Source organism: Streptomyces sp. NBC_00285 (assembly GCF_036174265.1).
Lineage (GTDB): Bacteria > Actinomycetota > Actinomycetes > Streptomycetales > Streptomycetaceae > Streptomyces.
Genome location: NZ_CP108055.1, coordinates 9,708,470 through 9,727,042, shown reverse-complemented (window position 1 = coordinate 9,727,042; position 18,573 = coordinate 9,708,470). Strand labels below are relative to the sequence as shown.

At 69.8% G+C, this 18,573-nt stretch carries 11 protein-coding genes; all 11 read right to left on the bottom strand.

The genetic code is table 11. The features are described 5' to 3' along the window. Nucleotides 1–206: 206 nt before the first annotated feature. The 11 genes from araA to OHT57_RS44440 all read right to left on the bottom strand — a co-directional run bounded on the left by araA (nt 207) and on the right by OHT57_RS44440 (nt 18,517). A complete protein-coding gene (gene araA, locus OHT57_RS44490) occupies nt 207–1,727 on the bottom strand; it encodes an L-arabinose isomerase (RefSeq protein WP_328752671.1) in 1,521 nt (506 codons plus the stop codon). Nucleotides 1,728–1,778: 51 nt separating this feature from the next. Continuing rightward, on the bottom strand, nt 1,779–3,461 hold the full coding sequence (araB, locus tag OHT57_RS44485; RefSeq protein ID WP_328752670.1) for a ribulokinase: 1,683 nt from the start codon (nt 3,459–3,461) through the stop codon (nt 1,779–1,781). Between the two features lie 153 nt (nt 3,462–3,614). Further along, a complete protein-coding gene (locus tag OHT57_RS44480; RefSeq protein ID WP_328752669.1) occupies nt 3,615–5,420 on the bottom strand; it encodes an RICIN domain-containing protein in 1,806 nt (601 codons plus the stop codon). A 107-nt stretch (nt 5,421–5,527) separates the two neighbouring features. Then, complete coding sequence (locus OHT57_RS44475; RefSeq protein WP_328752668.1) at nt 5,528–7,675, bottom strand: beta-galactosidase; 2,148 nt, start codon at nt 7,673–7,675, stop codon at nt 5,528–5,530. Nucleotides 7,676–7,742: 67 nt separating this feature from the next. Continuing rightward, nucleotides 7,743–8,690, bottom strand: a complete 948-nt coding sequence (locus OHT57_RS44470; RefSeq protein ID WP_328752667.1) for a carbohydrate ABC transporter permease — start codon at nt 8,688–8,690, stop codon at nt 7,743–7,745. Next, nucleotides 8,687–9,625, bottom strand: coding sequence for a carbohydrate ABC transporter permease (locus tag OHT57_RS44465; protein ID WP_328753504.1), 939 nt, complete (start codon nt 9,623–9,625; stop codon nt 8,687–8,689). Before OHT57_RS44465 ends, OHT57_RS44470 begins: the two co-directional genes overlap by 4 nt. An 86-nt stretch (nt 9,626–9,711) precedes the next feature. Continuing rightward, on the bottom strand, nt 9,712–11,073 hold the full coding sequence (locus tag OHT57_RS44460) for an ABC transporter substrate-binding protein (RefSeq protein WP_443053559.1): 1,362 nt from the start codon (nt 11,071–11,073) through the stop codon (nt 9,712–9,714). A gap of 445 nt (nt 11,074–11,518) precedes the next feature. Then, the gene (locus OHT57_RS44455) at nt 11,519–12,655 is read right to left on the bottom strand and encodes a LacI family DNA-binding transcriptional regulator (RefSeq protein ID WP_328752665.1); all 1,137 of its coding nucleotides are present in this window, start codon (nt 12,653–12,655) and stop codon (nt 11,519–11,521) included. A gap of 551 nt (nt 12,656–13,206) precedes the next feature. Further along, entirely contained in the window at nt 13,207–15,411 is a 2,205-nt protein-coding gene (locus tag OHT57_RS44450) for a S9 family peptidase (protein WP_328752664.1), read from the bottom strand. Beyond that, on the bottom strand, nt 15,384–17,168 hold the full coding sequence (locus tag OHT57_RS44445) for an N-acetylglutaminylglutamine amidotransferase (RefSeq protein ID WP_328752663.1): 1,785 nt from the start codon (nt 17,166–17,168) through the stop codon (nt 15,384–15,386). Before OHT57_RS44445 ends, OHT57_RS44450 begins: the two co-directional genes overlap by 28 nt. Before the next feature lie 170 nt (nt 17,169–17,338). Next, nucleotides 17,339–18,517, bottom strand: coding sequence for a carboxylate-amine ligase (locus tag OHT57_RS44440; RefSeq protein ID WP_328752662.1), 1,179 nt, complete (start codon nt 18,515–18,517; stop codon nt 17,339–17,341). Nucleotides 18,518–18,573 lie beyond the last annotated feature (56 nt).

Genomic DNA, 18,573 nt, shown 5'->3' with positions numbered 1-18,573 from the left:
ACCGGAGCACCTTTCGTTGTCAGGTGGCGGGTTTGAGGGCGAGGGTGTTCAGGGCGATAGTAGCGACGGCTTCGCAGATGACGGCGTGTTCGAGAGGCCGGCTTGGGGGATGGCCAGGTTGGCCTCCAGGACTTCCTTGTGGAGTCCGTCCTGGGCGGTCGTGGTCATCTCGTGTCTCCTTGGGTGGGGGTGGGGTTCATGGGGGGTTAGAGGTTTTGGGCGAGGCGGTGGTAGGCGGCGTTCCAGCGGAGTTCTTTGGCGAATTGGTTGGTGGTGGTGTTTTCGTCGATGGTGAGGAGTTCGACGTTGGTCATGGTGGCGTAGTCGGTGAGGGTTTCGAGGTCGAGGGCGGTGCTGAGGACGGTGTGGTGGGGTGCGCCGGCCAGGAGCCAGCTTTCGGCGGATTCGGCGAGGGAGGGGTGGGGTGTCCAGACGGCGCGGGCGACGGGGAGGTTGGGGAGGTCCTGGTCGGGGGTGACGACGTCGATGGTGTTGGCGGTGAGGCGGAAGCGGTCGCCGAGGTCGGAGAGGCCGACGACGACGGCGGGGCCTTCGGCGGCGTTGAAGACGAGGCGGACGGGGTCTTCGCGGTCGCCGATGGACAGGGGGTGGATTTCGCAGGTGGGCCGGTCGGCGGCGATGGTGGGGCAGACTTCGAGCATGTGGGCGCCCAGGACGCGGGGGGTGCCGGGGCCGAGGTGGTAGGTGTAGTCCTCCATGAAGCTGGTGCCGCCGTGCTGTCCTGCGGCCATGACTTTCATGGTGCGCAGGAGGGCGGAGGTTTTCCAGTCGCCTTCGCCGCCGAAGCCGTAGCCGTCGGCCATCAGGCGTTGCACGGCCAGGCCGGGGAGTTGGCGCAGGGCGCCGAGGTCTTCGAAGTTGGTGGTGAAGGCGGTGAAGTTGCCTTCGGTGAGGAAGGTGCGCAGGCCCAGTTCCTGGCGGGCGGCGTAGACGAGGGAGTCGTGGCGGTCGGCGCCGGGGCGCAGTTCGGGGGCGACGTCGTACAGGTCGGTGTATTGGGTGGCGAGTTCCCGGGCGCTCTTGTCTTCTACGGCGTCGACGACGGCGACGAGGTCGTTGACGCCGTAGGTGTTGACGGAGTAGCCGAAGCGGAGTTGGGCTTCGACTTTGTCGCCTTCGGTGACGGCGACGTCGCGCATGTTGTCGCCGAAGCGGGCCAGGCGCAGGGTGCGGGAGGCGTGGCGGCCGGCGGCGGCGCGGGCCCAGGCGGTGATCCGGTGGGTGACGCGGGGGTCGGTGGCGTGACCGGCGACGATCTTCCGGTTGACGCCGACGCGGGCTTCGATGTGGCCGAATTCGCGGTCGCCGTGGGCGGCCTGGTTGAGGTTCATGAAGTCCATGTCGATGCTGGGCCAGGGCAGTGACTGGTTGTGCTGGGTGTGGAAGTGCAGCAGTGGCCGGTCCAGGGCGGACAGGCCGGCGATCCACATTTTGGCCGGGGAGAAGGTGTGCATCCAGGCGATCACGCCGACGCAGGCGTCGGAGGTGCTGGCCTCCTGGCACACCCGGCGGATCGCCTCGGCGTCGGTCAGGACCGGCTTCCACACGATCCGGACCGGGATCTGCGCGTTCTCGTCCAGCAGACCGCAGATCTCCCGGGACTGCGCGGCCACCTGCTCCAGCACATCATCGCCGTACAGGCCCTGACTACCCGTCAGAAACCAGATCTCCTGACCCGGAAAAGAAGACGTGCTGTCGTTGCTCATGAAGGTGTTCCTTCCAAAAAAAGGGGATCGACTACAACGGACGGGCCGGTGTCAGGCCATGGCTTGGGCGCGGAGGGTGCGCAGGCGGTGCATGACCTGGTTGGTGCCGCGGCCGAAGTAGTCGTGCAGGAGCTGGTATTCGGCGTAGAGGCGGTCGTAGGCGGCGGCCCGGTCGGGGTCGGGCTGATACACACCGCGTTCGGCCTTGCCCATCGAGCGGGCGCAGGCCTGGATGTCGGGGTAGGCGCCGGCCGCGACCGCGGCGTGCATGGCCGCACCCAGCGCGGGACCCTGCGTGGAGGCGATCACGCTCAGCGGCAGCCGGGTGACGTCGGCGTAGATCTGCATGAGCAGGGCGTTCTTCGTCAGCCCGCCCGCGATGATCAGCTCACCCACCGGCACCCCCGAGGCTTCGAACGCCTCGATGATGGTCCGCGTCCCGAACGCGGTCGCCTCCAGCAACGCCCGGTAGATGTCCTCGGGACGGGTCGACAGGGTCTGGCCCACGATCACACCGCTCAGATCGTGGTCGACCAGGACGGAACGGTTGCCGCTGTGCCAGTCCAATGCGACCAGACCGTGCTCCCCCACCTGCTGCCCGGCCGCCAGCCCGGTCAGATACTCGTGCGGATCCTGACCCAGCGCGGCAGCCTGCTCCGCATAGGCGGCGGGGAAACCGGTCCGGATGAACCAGCCGAAAATGTCGCCGACCCCGCTCTGCCCTGCCTCATACCCCCACAGCCCGGGCAGGATCCCCCCGTCCACGACCCCGCACATGCCCGGCACCATGCCCTGCTGGTCCGAACTCATCACATGACACGTCGAGGTGCCCATGATGGCCACCATCTGCCCCGGCTGAACGGCTCCCGCCGCGGGCGCCGTGACATGCGCGTCCACGTTGCCGACACACACCGCGATGCCCTCCGGCAGGCCCGTCCACGCCGCCGCCTCCGCCGTCAGCGACCCGGCCCGCCCGCCCAGCTGACCGATCGGATGCTCCAGCTTGTCCGCCACAAAGTCCGCGAACTGCGGGTTCAGCGCCGCCAGATACTCCCGCGTCGGGTAGACACCCTCCTGGAGCTGGCCCTTGTACCCGGCCGTGCAGGCGTTACGGACATACGTGCCGCACAACTGCCACACGATCCAGTCCGCCGCCTCCACCCACCGCTCCATCCGGTGATACAGCTCCGGATCCTCCTCCAGCAACTGCAACGCCTTCGCGAACTCCCACTCCGAAGAAATCTTCCCCCCGTACCGCTGCAGCCAGGCTTCCTTACGCTCCCCCGCCAACGCGGTGATCCGGTCCGCCTGCGCCTGCGCCGCATGATGACGCCACAACTTCACATACGCATGCGGACGCCCCGCCAGACCCTCCACCTCACACAACGGCGTCCCGTCGGCCAGCACCGCAACCATCGTGCACGCCGTGAAATCCGTCCCGATCCCCACCACCTGCTCCGCCCGCACCCCCGCGGCCGTCAACGCCGCCGGCACCGCATGACGCAACACATCCACATAATCCGACGGCACCTGCAACGCCCAGTCCGGCCCCAACCGCGTCCCGTCCGGCAACACACGGTCCAACACCCCATGCGGATACACATACTCCGCAGAACCCAACTCCGCCCCATCACGGACACGGACCACCACAGCCCGACCCGACAACGTCCCGTAATCCACCCCCACCACATAGGTATCGGAGAGGGAGGGTCCTACGTTCTCGTCATTCGCCATCGCACAGCCCTCTGTTCGGCATTTCGTATGTTGTTCGACTTCATGAATGGAAGCTCAGTGTCCCTCTGAACCGGCAGGAACAGTGGTCGGGCCCGGCTGGATCGCCGGACCTCCGACCACTGTTCCTATTAAAGGATCTGAAGAGCAGAGGGTCTAGCGAACGAGCTTCCACTCCTGTGAGCCGTCGGCGGCCGTGTTCTGGAGGGTCAGGGGTGCTCCGGTGGACGCGCCGGTCAGGTAGAGGGCGGTGTTCTTGACGGCCTGGAGCCGGTAGTAGCCGTCCGAGGTCTTGACGAGGTTCCAGCTGCCCGTCGAACTGTTGTCGACCCACTGGCCGATGCGCTGGCCGACCGTGGCGTTGCCCGTCCAGATGGCCGCCGCGCGCCCGCCCGACCTGTTCAGCAGGGTCGTACCACCGTTCGGCTCGTCCACCACGTGCCACTGCTGGGTGTCCGGGTCGGCCGCCGCTCCGGAGTCCTCCAGGACCACGTCCGGTGTGTCCGCGTTGCCGAGGTTGGCGTCGTTGGTCTTGTTGCCGGTGCCGATCACCTGGCCGGTCTTGCGGTTGACCAGCCGGTAGTAGGTGCCGGCCGTGTCGCCGAGGTCGACCTCGGCGTAGGCGATCGTGGACGTGCCCTGGTTGTTGAGGATCGCGATGCGGCCGGTGGCGTCGACGTACTGGAGGTTGCGGCTGTAACCGGCCGGCGAGGTGGTCTGGTACTCCGTCCAGACGCCGTCGCTGCGGCCGCTCTCGTTGACCCAGACGTCGCCGCTGTTCGACGCGTTGTACACCAGGCGGCCGTCGGGGAGCCGGATCAGAACAGGGCTGCCGCCGCCCGCGAGGGGGTGGGAGCCGGCGACGACCGGGAGCGAGCCGACGGACATGCCGGTCTGGGGGCCGCGGAAGAACTTCAGCGGGTTGTCGGCGATGACGTACCGGGTGTTGGCCCCTCCGCCCCAGTACTCGAAGGTGAGCATCCACCTGCCGTCGGTGGTGGTGACGACGTTGGTCATGCCCGGCCTGCCGCCGCCGATCTCGGTCTTGCCACCGCCCATGTCCTGGACGGAGCCGGATATGTCGACGACGGGACCGCTCCAGTCGGCCTTCCTGCCGTCCCAGGTACGGTGCACGAGAATCTGGCCGTGCGAGTCGGTCGCCGTGTCGTTGGCGGGGTCCTTCTTCGGGACGCCGGTGACCGGGTCGAAGCCGGTGTAGTCGTTCTCGTCGGAGTAGTAGCAGACCAGTTTGCCCTGGTAGACCATCAGGTACGGCTCCCAGAGCGGGTCCACCTGCTGGTTCTTGTTGGCGGTGGCGATGTTCTGCCCGACCGCGCCCGCGCTGCCTCCCTGCCAGCCTCCGGTGGCGATGACGTTGACGACCTTCCAGCTGCTGCCCTGGTCGGTGCTGGAGTACAGGGCGATGGCCAGGTCGCTGCGGTCACCGTCGTTGGACGGCGTCCAGTTCGGATCGGCCGCCTTGTGCTCCTTGTAGTAGTAGTCGTCACCGGAGACGACACTCGCCAGGAGCAGCGTGCCGGCCTTGAGCCCGCCGACGCTCTGCGGGAGCACGTAGAGGTAGGGGTTGGTCCAGTTGCTCGTGTACTTGGCGTACTTGGGGTCGGTGGACAGGTACGCCGGTGCCTTGACCTCGGACAGCGGCTGCCAGCTCGTCCCGCTGTCGTCGCTCTTGTAGACCGGCAGGGTCTGCCCGTCCGCACTGCCCGACTTCGGTACGACGGTGGACTTCTCGAACGACGCCACCAGCCGCCCGCCGGGCAGTTCGGCCGTCTTCGGGTAGACCGCGCAGTTGCCTCGCCCCTTCAGGCACGCATCACTGCCGAGCTGGTAGAGGATCCCGCCGGTCGGGTTGTAGGCCTGCGCACCGGATGCGGGGATGGCCAGCAGCGCGGCCGCTGCGCCGAAGGTTCCCAGTGCCCTTCTCAGGTTTCTTCTCTGCATAACTCCTCCTTCAAGAACGATCACGGTGATGCGGGGGGCTTCGGTCACCGGCGCGGTGCACTGCGCTGTGGGGCCGCTCGGTGACCCGGTCGGGGAGGGACGCCCGCTCAGGCGTCCCGGGGGGTGCCGTCGTCCTCGGCGACCAGGACGCGGACATCCCACGGGCCCAGGTCCACCTCCGTACCTGCCGGTACGGCGTCGCCGTTCAGGACGTCGGACAGGTGCACCGGAGAGGGGACCCGTGCGGGCTCCCAGCTCCAGTTGTGGATGATGTGGACGTGCCGCCCGTCCGGCGAGGTCCCGGTCGTGACGGTCACGGACTCGGGCAGTTCCCGCCAACCTCCGCGCGGGTCCGGCGCCATCCAGGCGGCCAGTGACCTGGCGAGGTCACGGCCCGGGACCGTGCCCACGCAGGTGACACGGCCGGCTCCGTGTACACGGGTGGTGACGGCGGGCCAGCGCCCGAAGTGCGGGTGCTCGTAGGTGGCCAGCGCCTCGGCGTCGACCGGCGTGAGCCCTTCGAGCCAGTGCGTCGCCGTCGCGTCGACGGGCACGTCGAGGAGACCGCCGTCCACACCGCGGACCGGTACGGTCCCCGTCAGGTTGCTGAACTCGTCGTAGTGCACACCCGCGGCCTCGGTGAGACGGCCGGGGGCCCTGTCGATCCGGGCGCGGGCCTCGTGGTCGGCGTATCCGGTGCGGGGGCCGAGGACGAGGTGACCGCCGGCGTGGGCGTAGGAGGTGAGCCAGTCGAGGGCGACATCGGTGGCGATGTACAGCGCCGGCACGACCAGTACGGGGTGGCGGCGCGCGGCCTCCTCCGGTGCCGTGTCCTCGACCAGCTGCGCGACGTGCACGATGCGTACCTGGCGCCCGGCGTCGAAGGCGCCGCGGTAGAAGGGGTCGAAGATACGGTGGTAGGAGGCCGGGTCCGGTGAACCGTCCGGCTTGGACAGCGGCGGGTACTTCTGCATCAGCCACTTGCTGGGCGTCGAGTAGACCATCGTGATGTCGGCATCGGGTTCGAGCCCGGCGACGAGCGGGCCCGCCTTGTCGAACTCGGCGCCCAGACGGGCGACTTCGGCGTAGGTGCGGCCCGGCCGGCCGCTGTGCGGCAGGACTCCGCCCCAGTAGGTCTCCGCGCCGAAGCGCAGGGTCTGCCACTGCCAGTACTCGATCATCCGGGCACCGCGAGCCACGTGTGCCCAGGCGGTCTGGCGCCACTGGCCGTCGTAGCCGGGGCGGTTGTCCCAGGGGAAGCCGATGGAGTTCGCGTTGGTCTCGGTGACCAGGAAGGGTGCCTGGCGGGAGGAGAACATCCAGTCCGCGGTCTGGTACATCGACCACACACCGGTGGTCTTCCAGATCTGCTCGTGCTCGTCCGGGGTGGGGTCGGGCAGCAGCAGGCCGTCCTGCATGTCGTAGTACGGGTTGCCGGAGGCGATGTCGAGGCGGTCGGTCATCTCGTCGTCCTCCACGCCCTGCCGGGTGTAGGAGATGCACGTGGTGACGAAGTGCTCGGGCCCCGCGTACTCACGGACCAGGTCGGCCTGCCAGCCGATGAACTCGGTGACCTGGCGGGCCTGGAACTCCCGCCATGCCACGTCGTACTGGGGCTGTTCGTTGCCGTCCGGTGTCCACAGGTCGGCCCACGTCGACAGCTGGTGCGACCAGTAGACCAGGCCCCATTCCCGGTTGAGGGTCTCGACGTCGCCGTACTTCTCGCGCAGGTGGTCCACGAAGCGCTGGAAGACACCGCGGTTGTGGAAGAGGTGCAGACCGGGCTCGTTGTCGACCTGCCAGCCGATGATCGCCGGGTGGTCGGCGTAGCGTGCGGCGATCTTGCGGATGATCCGCTCGGCGTGGAAGCGGAAGGCGGGGTGGGTGAAGTCGACCTCCTGCCGGGCGCCCCAGCCGAGCCGTTCGCCGGTGCGCCGCTCCCCCGTGATCTCCGGGTACTGCCGGGCCAGCCACAGCGGTGCGGCGTATGTCGGCGTGCCGAGGACGACGGAGATGCCGCGCTCGTGGGCGCCGTCGAGGACCGGCTGCAGCCAGTCGAGGTCGAACGTCCCGTTCTGCGGTTCCCAGGTCGACCAGACCGACTCGCCGACCCGGATCACGGTGAAGTTGGCCTCGGCCATCAGGTCGAGGTCGGTCTTCAGCTGTTCGTCGGGCTGCAGTTGGGGGTCGTAGGCGGGCGTGTACTCGTGGTAGTACGCGGCACCGAAGAGGACACGGGCGGGCAGAACCGCCATGGGGGAACCTCCGAAGAGTCGTTGGGGGGAAGCGGGCCGGTGCGTCGGCGCTGTCGTCGGCCGGCAGTTACTGCTTGACGCCGCCGGTGGCCAGGCCGCTCTGCCAGTACCGCTGCAGGAGCAGGAAGGCGACGACGAGCGGGATGATGGAGATGAGGGAGCCGGTCACGACGAGCGCGAGCATGTTGCTGTTCGCGCCACTGCCGCCGCCGACGGCCTGGGACGCCCAGGAGGAGAGGCCGACCGTCACGGGGTACAGCTTCGGGTCGTTCAGCATGATCAGCGGCAGGAAGTAGTTGTTCCAGGTCGCCACCAGCGTGAACAGCACCACGGTCACCAGGCCCGGGGCCAGCAGTCGCATCGCGATGGTGAAGAAGATCCGCAGTTCGCCGGCCCCGTCGATGCGGGCGGCCTCCAGGAGGCTGTCCGGGACGGCGTCCGCCGCGTAGACACGCATGAGGTAGAGGCCGAACGGGCTGACCAGGGAGGGCAGGACGATCGCCCAGGGAGTGTTGACCAGGTCCACCTTCGCGAAGAGCAGGTAGGTGGGGATGGCAAGGGCGGTGGTCGGGATCATGATGGCGCCGAGTATCAGGGCGAAGGCCGCGTTGTTGCCACGGAACCGGTACTTGGCGAACCCGTAGCCTGCCGCGGCGGCCAGGAGCGCGGCACCGATGGCGCTGCCGACGGAGTACAGGACCGTGTTGAGGAGCCAGTGCAGGAAGACGCCGTCGTCGTGCGTGAACGTCTCCCGGATGTTCTCAAGGAGTTGCGGCGTGTGCGAGAACCACAGGCCGAAGCTGGTGAACAGGTCCTGGGTGCTCTTGGTCGCTGAGATGGCGAGCCAGAACAGCGGCAGGAGGAAGTAGGCCAGGACGGCCAGCATGACGATGGTCAGCGGCGTGCTGCGGCGCCCGGTCGACCGGCGGCGGGGTCGTCGAGCTGTCCGCGAGGCGCCGGTCGTGGTGGCGCTGGTGGCCGACGGGGACGGGGATGTGGGGGTCGTGGTCGTCACGAGGTCCTCCTGCGGTTCGCGAAGAACAGGACGGCGTAGGAGAAGATCACGATGATCAGGCCGAGGAAGAAGGACACCGCGGCCGAGTAGTTGACCTGCTGGCCGGTGAAGGCGAGGGAGTAGGCGTACAGGTTCGCGGTGTACGAGTTGTCGATGACGTCGGGCGCGATGGGCTGCAGCAGCTTCGGTTCGTTGAAGAGCTGGAAGCTGCCGATCACGGAGAACAGCAGGGTGAGCAGGAGCGCGGGGCGCAGGGCGGGGAGCTTGATGGACCAGGCGGTCCGCCAGGCACCGGCGCCGTCCATGGCCGCGGCCTCGTACAGTTCCTGGGGGACGGTCCGCAGGGCCGCGTACAGGATGATCATGTTGTAGCCGACGAACTCCCAGGTCACGACGTTCGCCAGGCTGCCCAGCATCCATCCGTCGCTGAGGAAGTGCGGGACCGGCAGGCCGAGTTTCTCGCTGAGCTGGGCGAACGGCCCGTAGTCCGGCCCGTACAGATAGCCCCACATGAGGGTTGCGACCACGCTCGGGACGGCGTAGGGGACGAAGATGCCCAGACGGATCACCCGGGCCAGGCGCAGCAGGCCGCTGTCGAGGGCGAGCGCGAAGACCAGGGCCAGCACGAGCATCAGCGGGACCTGGATGACGAAGAACGTCGCGACCCGCACGACCCCTTCCCGCAGGAGCGGGTCCTTCAGGGCCGTCACGTAGTTGTCCAGCCCGACGAACGCGTTGCCACCGATGAGCTTTTCCCGGAACAGGCTGAGATAGGCGGCGTAGCCGAGCGGTGCGAGGAACACCAGCAGGAACAGCACCATGAAGGGTGCGACGAACAGCGGACCTGCCGCACCTTGACGCAGGCCACCGAGTCGGCGACTCTTCGGCCCCGCTCGGCGCGGCTCCTCGGTGGAGGCCACGGTTGTGGCAGTCATCATCGGGCCTTTCTTGGGGGAAGGGCTGGCCTGGGGGCGGGCCCCGCGTCGACACCTGAGGGCATCGATGCGGGACCCGCCGGGCATCACGGGGTCTTGACGGTGAAGCCCTGGGCCTTGGCGTAGGTGGTGAGGCGCGACTGCCACGCGTCGAGCGCGGCGACGGCGTCCTTCTTCCTGGTGAGGGCCGTGCCCACGGTCTCGGTCCAGTCGGTGACGGCCTGGTCGAGGAAGGGCGGCCACTGGAAGTCGGGGCTGACCGTCTCGCCGATGTCGGCGAACTCCTGGTTGACCTTCTGTCCGCCGTAGAAGGAGGCGGCGGCACCGGTGAAGGACGGGTCCGCGAGCAGGGGCTTGGTCGCCGGGAAGAACGACTGCTTGGTGTTGAACAGCTTCGCGCTGGCCGGGTCGCTGTTCAGGAACTGCGCGAACACGGCGGCCGCGATCGGGTTCTTGCTCGCCCTGATGACCGCGCTGGTCGAGCCGCCCCAGTTGCCCGAGCTGGGCTTCGACGCGTCCCACTGCGGAAGGGGGGCGGCGCGCCACTTGCCCGCGGTGGACTTGGCCGAGCCGGCGAGGAAGACCGGGCCCCAGGCGGCGGTGATCCAGGTGGCGTACTTGCCCTTGTTGAGCGCGGAGAACCAGGCGTCGGTGAAGTCCGGCTCGACACCGATGACGCCCTCCTGAGCCAGCCCGCCCCAGTAGGCGGCGAGCTTCTTGGAGATCGCGTCGTCGACGTCGATGGAGACGTTGCCCTTGCCGGAGGTGGCGTAGGGCTTGGCGCCCGCCTGCCAGAGCAGGCCGTGCCAGGCGGCCGCCTCGTTGCCGGCCAGGTTGGTCAGGTAGATCTCCGGGTCGGCCTTGTGCAGCTTGCGGGCCGCGGCGGCGAAGTCGTCCCAGGTCTTCGGCGGTTCGATGCCGTGCTTCTCGAAGATGTCCGCCCGGTACAGCATGCCCATCGGGCCGGTGTCCTGCGGGATCGCCCAGATCTCGCCCTTGGGGCCGCTGACCTGTCCCCAGGTCCAGTCGACGAACGTGTCCTTCAGCTTGGCCGCGCCGTACGGGCTCAGGTCCAGGAGGCTGTCCGTGATCGTGAACGTGGGGATGGCCTGGTACTCCATCTGCGCCACGTCCGGGGCGCCGCTGCCGGCCTTGATCGCCGTGCGCAGCTTCGTGTAGTGCTGCACGCCCTGGCCCGCGTTGACGACCTTGACCTTGATCGCCGGGTACTTCTTCTCGAAGAGCGCGACCTCCTGGTCGATGTCCGGAACCCACGTCCAGAACGTCAGCTCGGTGGGCTGCTTCATCGCCTTGTCGATATCGGCCTGGCTGACCGGCTTCGAGGACGAGGAGGCGGATCCGCCGCCGCTGTCACCGCCGCCGCAGGCGGTCAGGGCGGCTCCCAACGAGACCGCTCCTGCGGCGGTGAGGAGGAGCCGACGGCTCATCTGGGACCTACTGGGGGTGGAGTTGGATCTGTGCATGACGAACTCCCGCCGATGGCTGAGGGAATGGCACGCCGATCGCGGGCGTGCCACGAGGGTGAGGAGAGTGATGAGGAGACAGGTGGCTCCGACGCGACGGCCACGACACGGAGGTCGGCATGGCACGGGTGTGCGTCTTCGCGGACGCCGCCCGGCGGGAGTTCCACCTGCTGCAGAGGAGGAGACCCGGGGACGGGGAGGTTACGGGTGGAGCGGAGAGCTGTGGCAGCGAGGTCGTTCAGTGGCTGTCGTCCAAAGGGGAGGACGGGGCACCTTGTTCGTGTGACGGGCTGTCCGAGAGTGCACGGACAGCGTGGGGAAAACAGGGCGGAACAGGTCCGGTACGGCGGCTCGCCTCACGTCTGCCTGTCCGGCTGGGAAAGCTGTTCCTCGCGCCGGTCGGTACCGATCAGTTGTACGTGGATGCACCTCCGTCCCCGGGCGGGCCGGATCGGCCCCCCATCGGAAAAGAAGCCAGGGCCCTATGCCGCCCCGGGGTCGTCCGGGGTGGCGGCGGGGGCCCGGTCGAGGCGCGGACCACGAGGTCCACCGGGGGTTCGGCGGCCGACAGGGGTGGCGCGTCCGGGTTCTCGATGGAGTGCACGAGCCGTTCGAGTCCCTCCTGGGCCACGGTGTCGAAGGGCTGGCGCATCGTGGTGAGCGGAGGATTCACATAGGCGGCGACCGGGATGTCGTCGAAGCCCACCACGCTGACGTCCTGCGGTACCCGCCGGCCGGCTTCCGCCAGTGCGCGGATCAGCCCGATCGCCATGTCGTCGTTGGCGGCGAACACCGCGGTCATGTCACCCTCTGAGGCCAGCTTGCGGCCTGCCGTGTAGCCGGTCGAGGCCGACCAGTCGCCCTCGACGACGGGGGGTATCGCCCTGCCGTACGCGGTGAGCGTCGACCTCCAGCCCTCCAGCCGGTCCCGGGCGGCGTACCACTGCTGCGGACCGGCGAGGTGGTGCACGGTCGCGTGTCCCAGTTCCAGCAGATGCTCGGTTGCCGTGCGCGCCATCAGATCGGCGCCGACGCCCGCGGCCAGTGTCCTGGCCGTGGACAGGGGTGGCGAACCGAGGACGAGCACCGGCACGTCGACACGGGCGGCGAGGTCTTCGCTGTGTCCGTCGTCGATCGGCTCGGAGATGACGATGCCGTCGACGCCCTGCTCGAGAAGTGAGTCGACGGCACCGGCGACACCCGCCGGGTCGCCTTCCAAGGTGTTGACGACTCGGAGGGCGTACCCCGTGTCCCGCACGGCGCGTTCGACCCCCATGATCAGTGAGGCGGGTCCGTACAGGGCGGTTCCCAGCGTCACCACGCCGATGGACCGCGTCCGTCCGGAGGCCAGAGCCCGCGCCGCGTTGTTCATCCGGTAGCCGAGTTCCTCGCCGGCTTCCAGGACGCGTCGGCGCACGTCGGCGGAGACGTACGGCTCGTCGTTGTAGACCCGGGACACGGTCTTCTGCGAAACGCCCGCCAACTGGGCCACATCCACACTGCGTGGTGCGCCGGAACTCCCGCTCCGCCGTGTGCCTCGCCTCATGGTGTCTCCAGATGATCGCGTCCGGCGTTGGCCGGGTCTCGTCTGACTGCGCTGCCATGTCTACGCAGTCATACGGTGCTCGTCAAGCGCCCGAAACGGATTCGTAATCTTGCGCGGGCGTCGACCGAGGGTCGGTCGGCCCGCTGCCGAACTCCCCGGACGAGCTGAATTCCGAGTACGTCCCAAGCCTTGACGTTCCCGCTCTGACTGCGTAGACAGAGCGGGAACTCCAGCCACTGGACACGTAGGTCAGGACGCAGACGCGGCAGGTATCGGCCACCGAGGGAGCGGGAGGCCCCACCAAGAAGGGACAGCGGGCGCCGGCGCCCTTGATGCCGTGCGTCGCTCGACGGGGTGACGTGCCTCGCGGGAGGCGGAGGCGTGCGTCGTCGGACGACAAGGTGTGCGTCGCTCGACGAGTTGACGTACCTCGTTGGCCGAGGTGCCGTGAGTGCCGTGATCGGTGTCAGAGGCAACCTCAGGCACTGAAGCCGTAATGGCCGGGGCAGGGGCGCGCATGCCCCTGAGACCGACGTCCCGCGGCGAGGGGATCAGGCGGGATGCAGGTGGCGTTCCATCCAGTCCGCGGCGGCCCGGCGGAACAGTCGCCGGTTGTCCGCGCGCAGGAAATCGTGCCCCTCGTCCCGCAGGACCAGGAGCTCGGCGGGGACACCGCGGTCCCGCGCGGCCCGTACGAACTGATCCGACTCCCCCAGCGGCACGTTGGTGTCGTGCTCCCCGTGGACGGCTAGCAGCGGGGCCCGCAGCGCGTCGACGCGGCTCATCGGGGACAGGGCGTGCAGCAACTCGCGGTCGCGCTCCGGGTGCCCGTACTTGTGCGCCGCCGACTCCGCGATCCAGGGTTCGGTGCCGGCGAAGAAGGTCAGAAGGTCGGACATGCCGCAGACCGCGACCCCGGTGCGGAACAGGTCCGGATGCCACACGAGCGAGGCGAACGTCAGATAGCCGCCGTACGAGCGGCCCATCACCGCCAGCCGTGCCGGGTCCGCGGGACCCTCCGCGACCGCGTGGGCTGCGCAGGCCGCGACGTCGTCGAGCGCGGCGAAGCGCCCGGTGCCCAGATCGGCGTCGACGAAGGACCGGCCGTGTCCGCCGGACCCGCGGACGTCGGGGGCGAACACGTCCAGCCCGCGCCCCAGGAGCTCGTGGTAGAGCGGGTCGAACACCGGGCGTTCCTGGTCCTCGGGGCCGCCGTGCAGGTGGATCACGCAGGGCGCCGGCTCGCCCGAGGCACGTCCCGGGGCCCGGTAGTACCAGCCGCTGAGGGGCAGCCCGTCCCGGGCGACGAGACGCGAGAGCACGGGGCGTACGGGCGGGCGGCCCGGCGGGACGGCGTCCTCGTCCCGGGAGGACCACGGGGTGCGCAGCAGGGACACGCCTTCGTGGGTCCACCACACGCCGGGACGGCGCTGCGAACCGGAGAGCGCCAACAGCAGCCGCCCCGACCCGGCCGACACGACCCGCGTGACGACCTCATGGGGCAACGGCACCGGCTGCGCCGGTCCGGGAGCGCCGGGGGTACCGGGGGTGCCTCGTGCCGGGGAGATCTCGATGACCTCGAGGTCGCCGGCGCCCTGCATGTTCCACGCCAGTACGGCCGTGCGGCCGTCGTGCGCCACCTCCAGCAGTTCGAGGTCACCGTCCTCGCGTTCCGACACGACCGTCCTGCGGTGCGGTGTGCCGTCGGCCTCGAGAGCGACGGCGAGCAGGGCCGCGTACTCCCGGTGGGCGTCGCTGCGCAGCCACAGCGTCCGCCCGTCGGGCGAGAACCGGCCGATCCACGGGTCACCGTCGGCGACCGGCAGGGTGAACGTCGTCGCCGCGTCGGCCGTGCGCCGGACGACCGCCTCTCGCCGTCCGCGCGGTCCCCGGCGCAGCAGCGCGAGCCCGCCGTCACGGCTGAGGTCGCACACCCGGAGGGTCGGGGCGTCCGTTTCCGTGGCGAGCAGCACGGGAGATGCGACACCGTCGGGGTCGACCAGGTAGGCGGACAGGCCCCCGCCCGGCCGGGCCGCCGGTGTCCCCGCGGCGAGGACACCGAACGGCGTCCCGCCCGGCCCCACGTCGTACGCGGTCCCGCCGAGGAGGGTCGCTCGGCCGTCCCGGGTCGCCCACAAGGCCCGGTCGCTGTCCGCCGGCTGCCACGCGCGGTCTCCTCCGACGCCGACGCCGACGCCGACGCCGAAGGTGGCGGTGGCGGTGGCCGGTGCGGCGAGGGTGACGGCGACGGCCGAACCGTCGTACGCCCAGCAACCGAGGTAGGCCGAGCTGTCCGGATCGGCGCCGGCCAGGAGGCGACGGCCGCTCCCGTCCGGCCGCACGCACAGCACCCGCGAGTGCTCACCGCCGCCCGGTGCGGTGGTGTAGGCGATCCAGCGGCCGTCGGGCGACCAGGACACCTCCTTGACGGGATCCGGGGTGGAGTCGAGCAGCCGGATCCCGTCCCCGTCCACGGGTCCGGCCCACAGCTGTGGGACACCTCCCCGGTCGCAGATGAAGGCCGCCCGGGTGCCTTCGGGATCGGCGGAGGGGTACCAGCAGCCGTGCGCGTGGAGCCTGGTCACGGCGTCCCGCGGGCCTGCCGTCGTGGGCAGCAGCACCGGAGCGGGGGCCGCGGCCCAGGCGGGCGGGTGCATCGGCATCGGTCGCACTTCGAACGGCTGCGGAGCCGCCGCGATGTGCGGAGGCCCGGTGCCGTGCTCGCCGGTCACGTGATCCCGTGCGTCTGCAGCCATATCTCCAGGAGTGCCACCTGCCACAGGGCGTTGGCCCCGCGCTTGGTGCGGTGCTCGTCGGGCGCCGCGAGGAGTTCGGCCACGTACGGCTCCCGGAAGATCCCCCGCTTCTTCGCCTCAGGTGCCTCCAGGGCCTCGCGCACCCGGTCCAGGACGGGGCCCGCCATGTGCCGGATGGCCGGGACGGGGAAATAGCCCTTGGGGCGGTCGACGATCTCCTGCGGCAGGAGCTTGCGGCCCGCTTCCTTCAGCACGCCCTTGCCGCCGTCGGCGAGTTTCAGCTCCGGCGGGCAGGCCGCGGCCAGCTCCACCAGTTCGTGGTCGAGGAAGGGCACACGGGCCTCCAGGCCCCAGGCCATGGTCATGTTGTCGACCCGCTTCACGGGGTCGTCGACGAGCATGACGTGCGTGTCGAGCCGCAGCGCCGCGTCCAGGGCGGTCTGCGCGCCGGGCACTGCCATGTGCTCCCTGACGAAACGGCCCGAGACGTCGTCCCGAAGCAGCATGTGCGGCTGGAGGATCTTCGCGAGGTCGGCGTGCGGACGGTCGAAGTACGTCTCGGCGTATCTGTCGGGCTCCTCCTCGCGCGAGGCCGAGGCCAGGTCGGGATACCAGTGGTACCCGGCGAACACCTCGTCGGCGCCCTGGCCGCTCTGGACGACCTTGACCTCCTTGGAGACCTGCTCGGACAGCAGGTGGAAGGCGACCACGTCGTGGCTGATCATGGGCTCGCTCATCGCGGCGACGGCATCGTCCAGAGCGGCCGAGACCCGGCTGGAGGGAACCATCATGCGACGGTGGTCCGTGCCGAACTCCCGGGCGACCCGGTCCGAGTAACGGAACTCGTCGCCCTCCTCCCCGCCCTCGGCCTCGAACCCCACGCTGAACGTCTTCAGGCCGCGCTGCCCCTCCTCCGCGAGCAGCGCGACGATCAGGCTGGAGTCCAGGCCGCCGGAGAGCAGGACGCCGACCGGCACGTCGGAGACCATCCGACGCCGTACGGCGGTGCGCAGCGACTCCAGCACCGCGTCACGCCATTCATCGGGCCCCATGTCCGCGTACTCGGCGCGACGCGTGTACGACGGCTGCCAGTACCGGTGGTCTCGGTGACCGCCGTCCGGTTCGACGACCCGGACGGTGGCCGGCGGCAGCTTGCGTACGCCGTTGAGGATCGTGTGCGGCGGGGCGACCGTGGCGTGCCAGCTCAGGTACTGGTGCACGGCCACCGGATCGACGGAGGTGTCCACGTCGCCGGCGGCGAGGAGGGCGGGCAGGGAGGAGGCGAACCTCAGGCGGCCCGGCGCGGGCGCCAGATACAGCGGCTTGATCCCGAGCCGGTCGCGGCCCAGCACGACTCGGCCGGTCCGGTGCTCGACGAGCGCGAAGGCGAACATGCCGTAGAAGCGCTCCACACAGGCGGTCCCCCACTGCCGGTAGGCGTGGAGCACCACCTCCGTGTCGGACGTGGACTCGAAGCGGTGGCCCAGGCGCCCGAGCTCCTCGCGCAGCTCCCGGTAGTTGTAGACACAGCCGTTGAAGACGCCCGTGATCTCGCCGTCGGCGTCGGTCATCGGCTGAGCACCGAGGTCGGACAGGTCGATGATCTTCAACCGCCGGTGTCCCAGCGCCACCGCGCCCTGTGTCCACATGCCCCGGCCGTCGGGCCCGCGGGCGGCCAGCCGGTCGGTCATGCGCCCGACCGCCGCAAGGTCCGGTCGCCGGCCGTCGAATCGGATCTCCCCGCTCAGACCGCACATGAGTCGCCACCCCCTTTCCTCGCACCGTCATTCGCGAGCTGGGACGGAGGCGCCGGGTCGCGCCTGCCGGCCGCGACGAGGGCGGAATTGCTGGAAGACATGCCGATACCTCTCCTGGGGGGCTTGTCGGGTGACGGACGGGCAGCGGGTGTACGCCCCGCCGGGCCGGGTCAGCTGCCGAGGGCCCCCGGGGCCCCGGAGCCCGCCGCGCCCGCGACCGAGGGCGGGATGTTCCTCCGGGCGGCGAGGGGCGGCCTGCGATGTCGCCGCTCACCGCGCGTTTCCGCGATCAGCATGTCGGTGCAGGCCAGCAGATCCTCTTCCCGCGCCCTGCGACGCATACGCTCGGCGGCACTGCCGTCGGCCAGGGCCCCCGCGGTCAGGTCCCTTACGGTCCCCCAGTCGCCGTGCGCCTCGAGCGCGGGACGCAACCGGCCGAGCAGCTTGAGCACGACGTCGGCGGCAGGCGCCTCCCGATGGGTCCCGGGATCCACCAAAGTGCCCTCCAGACCCGACCGGGCAGCCCGCCAGGAGGCCCCACGCAGCCATTCGTGACGGCCGTCGCACCCCGCCGCACCGGCAGTGAGCCGTTCGCCGGCCTCGGTCACCAGGGCACGGAACAGACCGGCGACGAGCACGACAGTCTCCGCCCGCGGGCAGGCGTCGCAGATACGCAGCTCCAGCGTCGGCAGGTGCGCGGAAGGACGTACGTCGTAATAGATCATCCCCGGATCGCTGATGATCCCGGCTCGCACGAGGTCGCGTACTGCGGCGTCGTAGTCGGCCGCGCCAGGGAAGCAGCCGACGGGTCCCGCGGTGGGCCAGCGCTGCCACAGCAGCGTGCGCCAGCTGGCGTAGCCGGTGTCGGATCCCTGCCAGAAGGGGGAGCTCGCGGACAGCGCCAGCAGCACGGGAAGCCAGGGAGAGACCGCGCACATCACACCCACCGCGGTGTCGCGATCGGGTACGTCCACATGGATCTGGGCACCGCAGATGAGCTGTTCGTCGGCGACCCGGCGATACTCCTCGACCATGTGGCGATAGCGCGCGTCGGCCGTGGGAGGTCCTGAGACGCAGGGTGCCAGTGGGGCGGTGCCCGCGGCCACCGCCGCGAGCCCGAGTGAGGAGGCGGCCACGTCGAGCCGCCGTCTGGCTCTGGCGAGGTCGGCGTACAGGTCGTTCAGGGACGCGTGCACCGCGCTGTTCGATTCCACAGTGGACCGGTGCAGTTCCGTGGTGAAGGTGCGTCGGGGAAGCCGTCGCAGGACCGCTTCGGCACGCGGCACGAGCAGCCCGCTCTCGACCTCCAGGCCGTGGAACTCCTCCTCGACTCCGATGCGTGTGGTCACGGTCGCTCCTTGGGGTGTTTCCGAAGGTCCGATCCGCCCGTCTCCGGGGTGCTCCC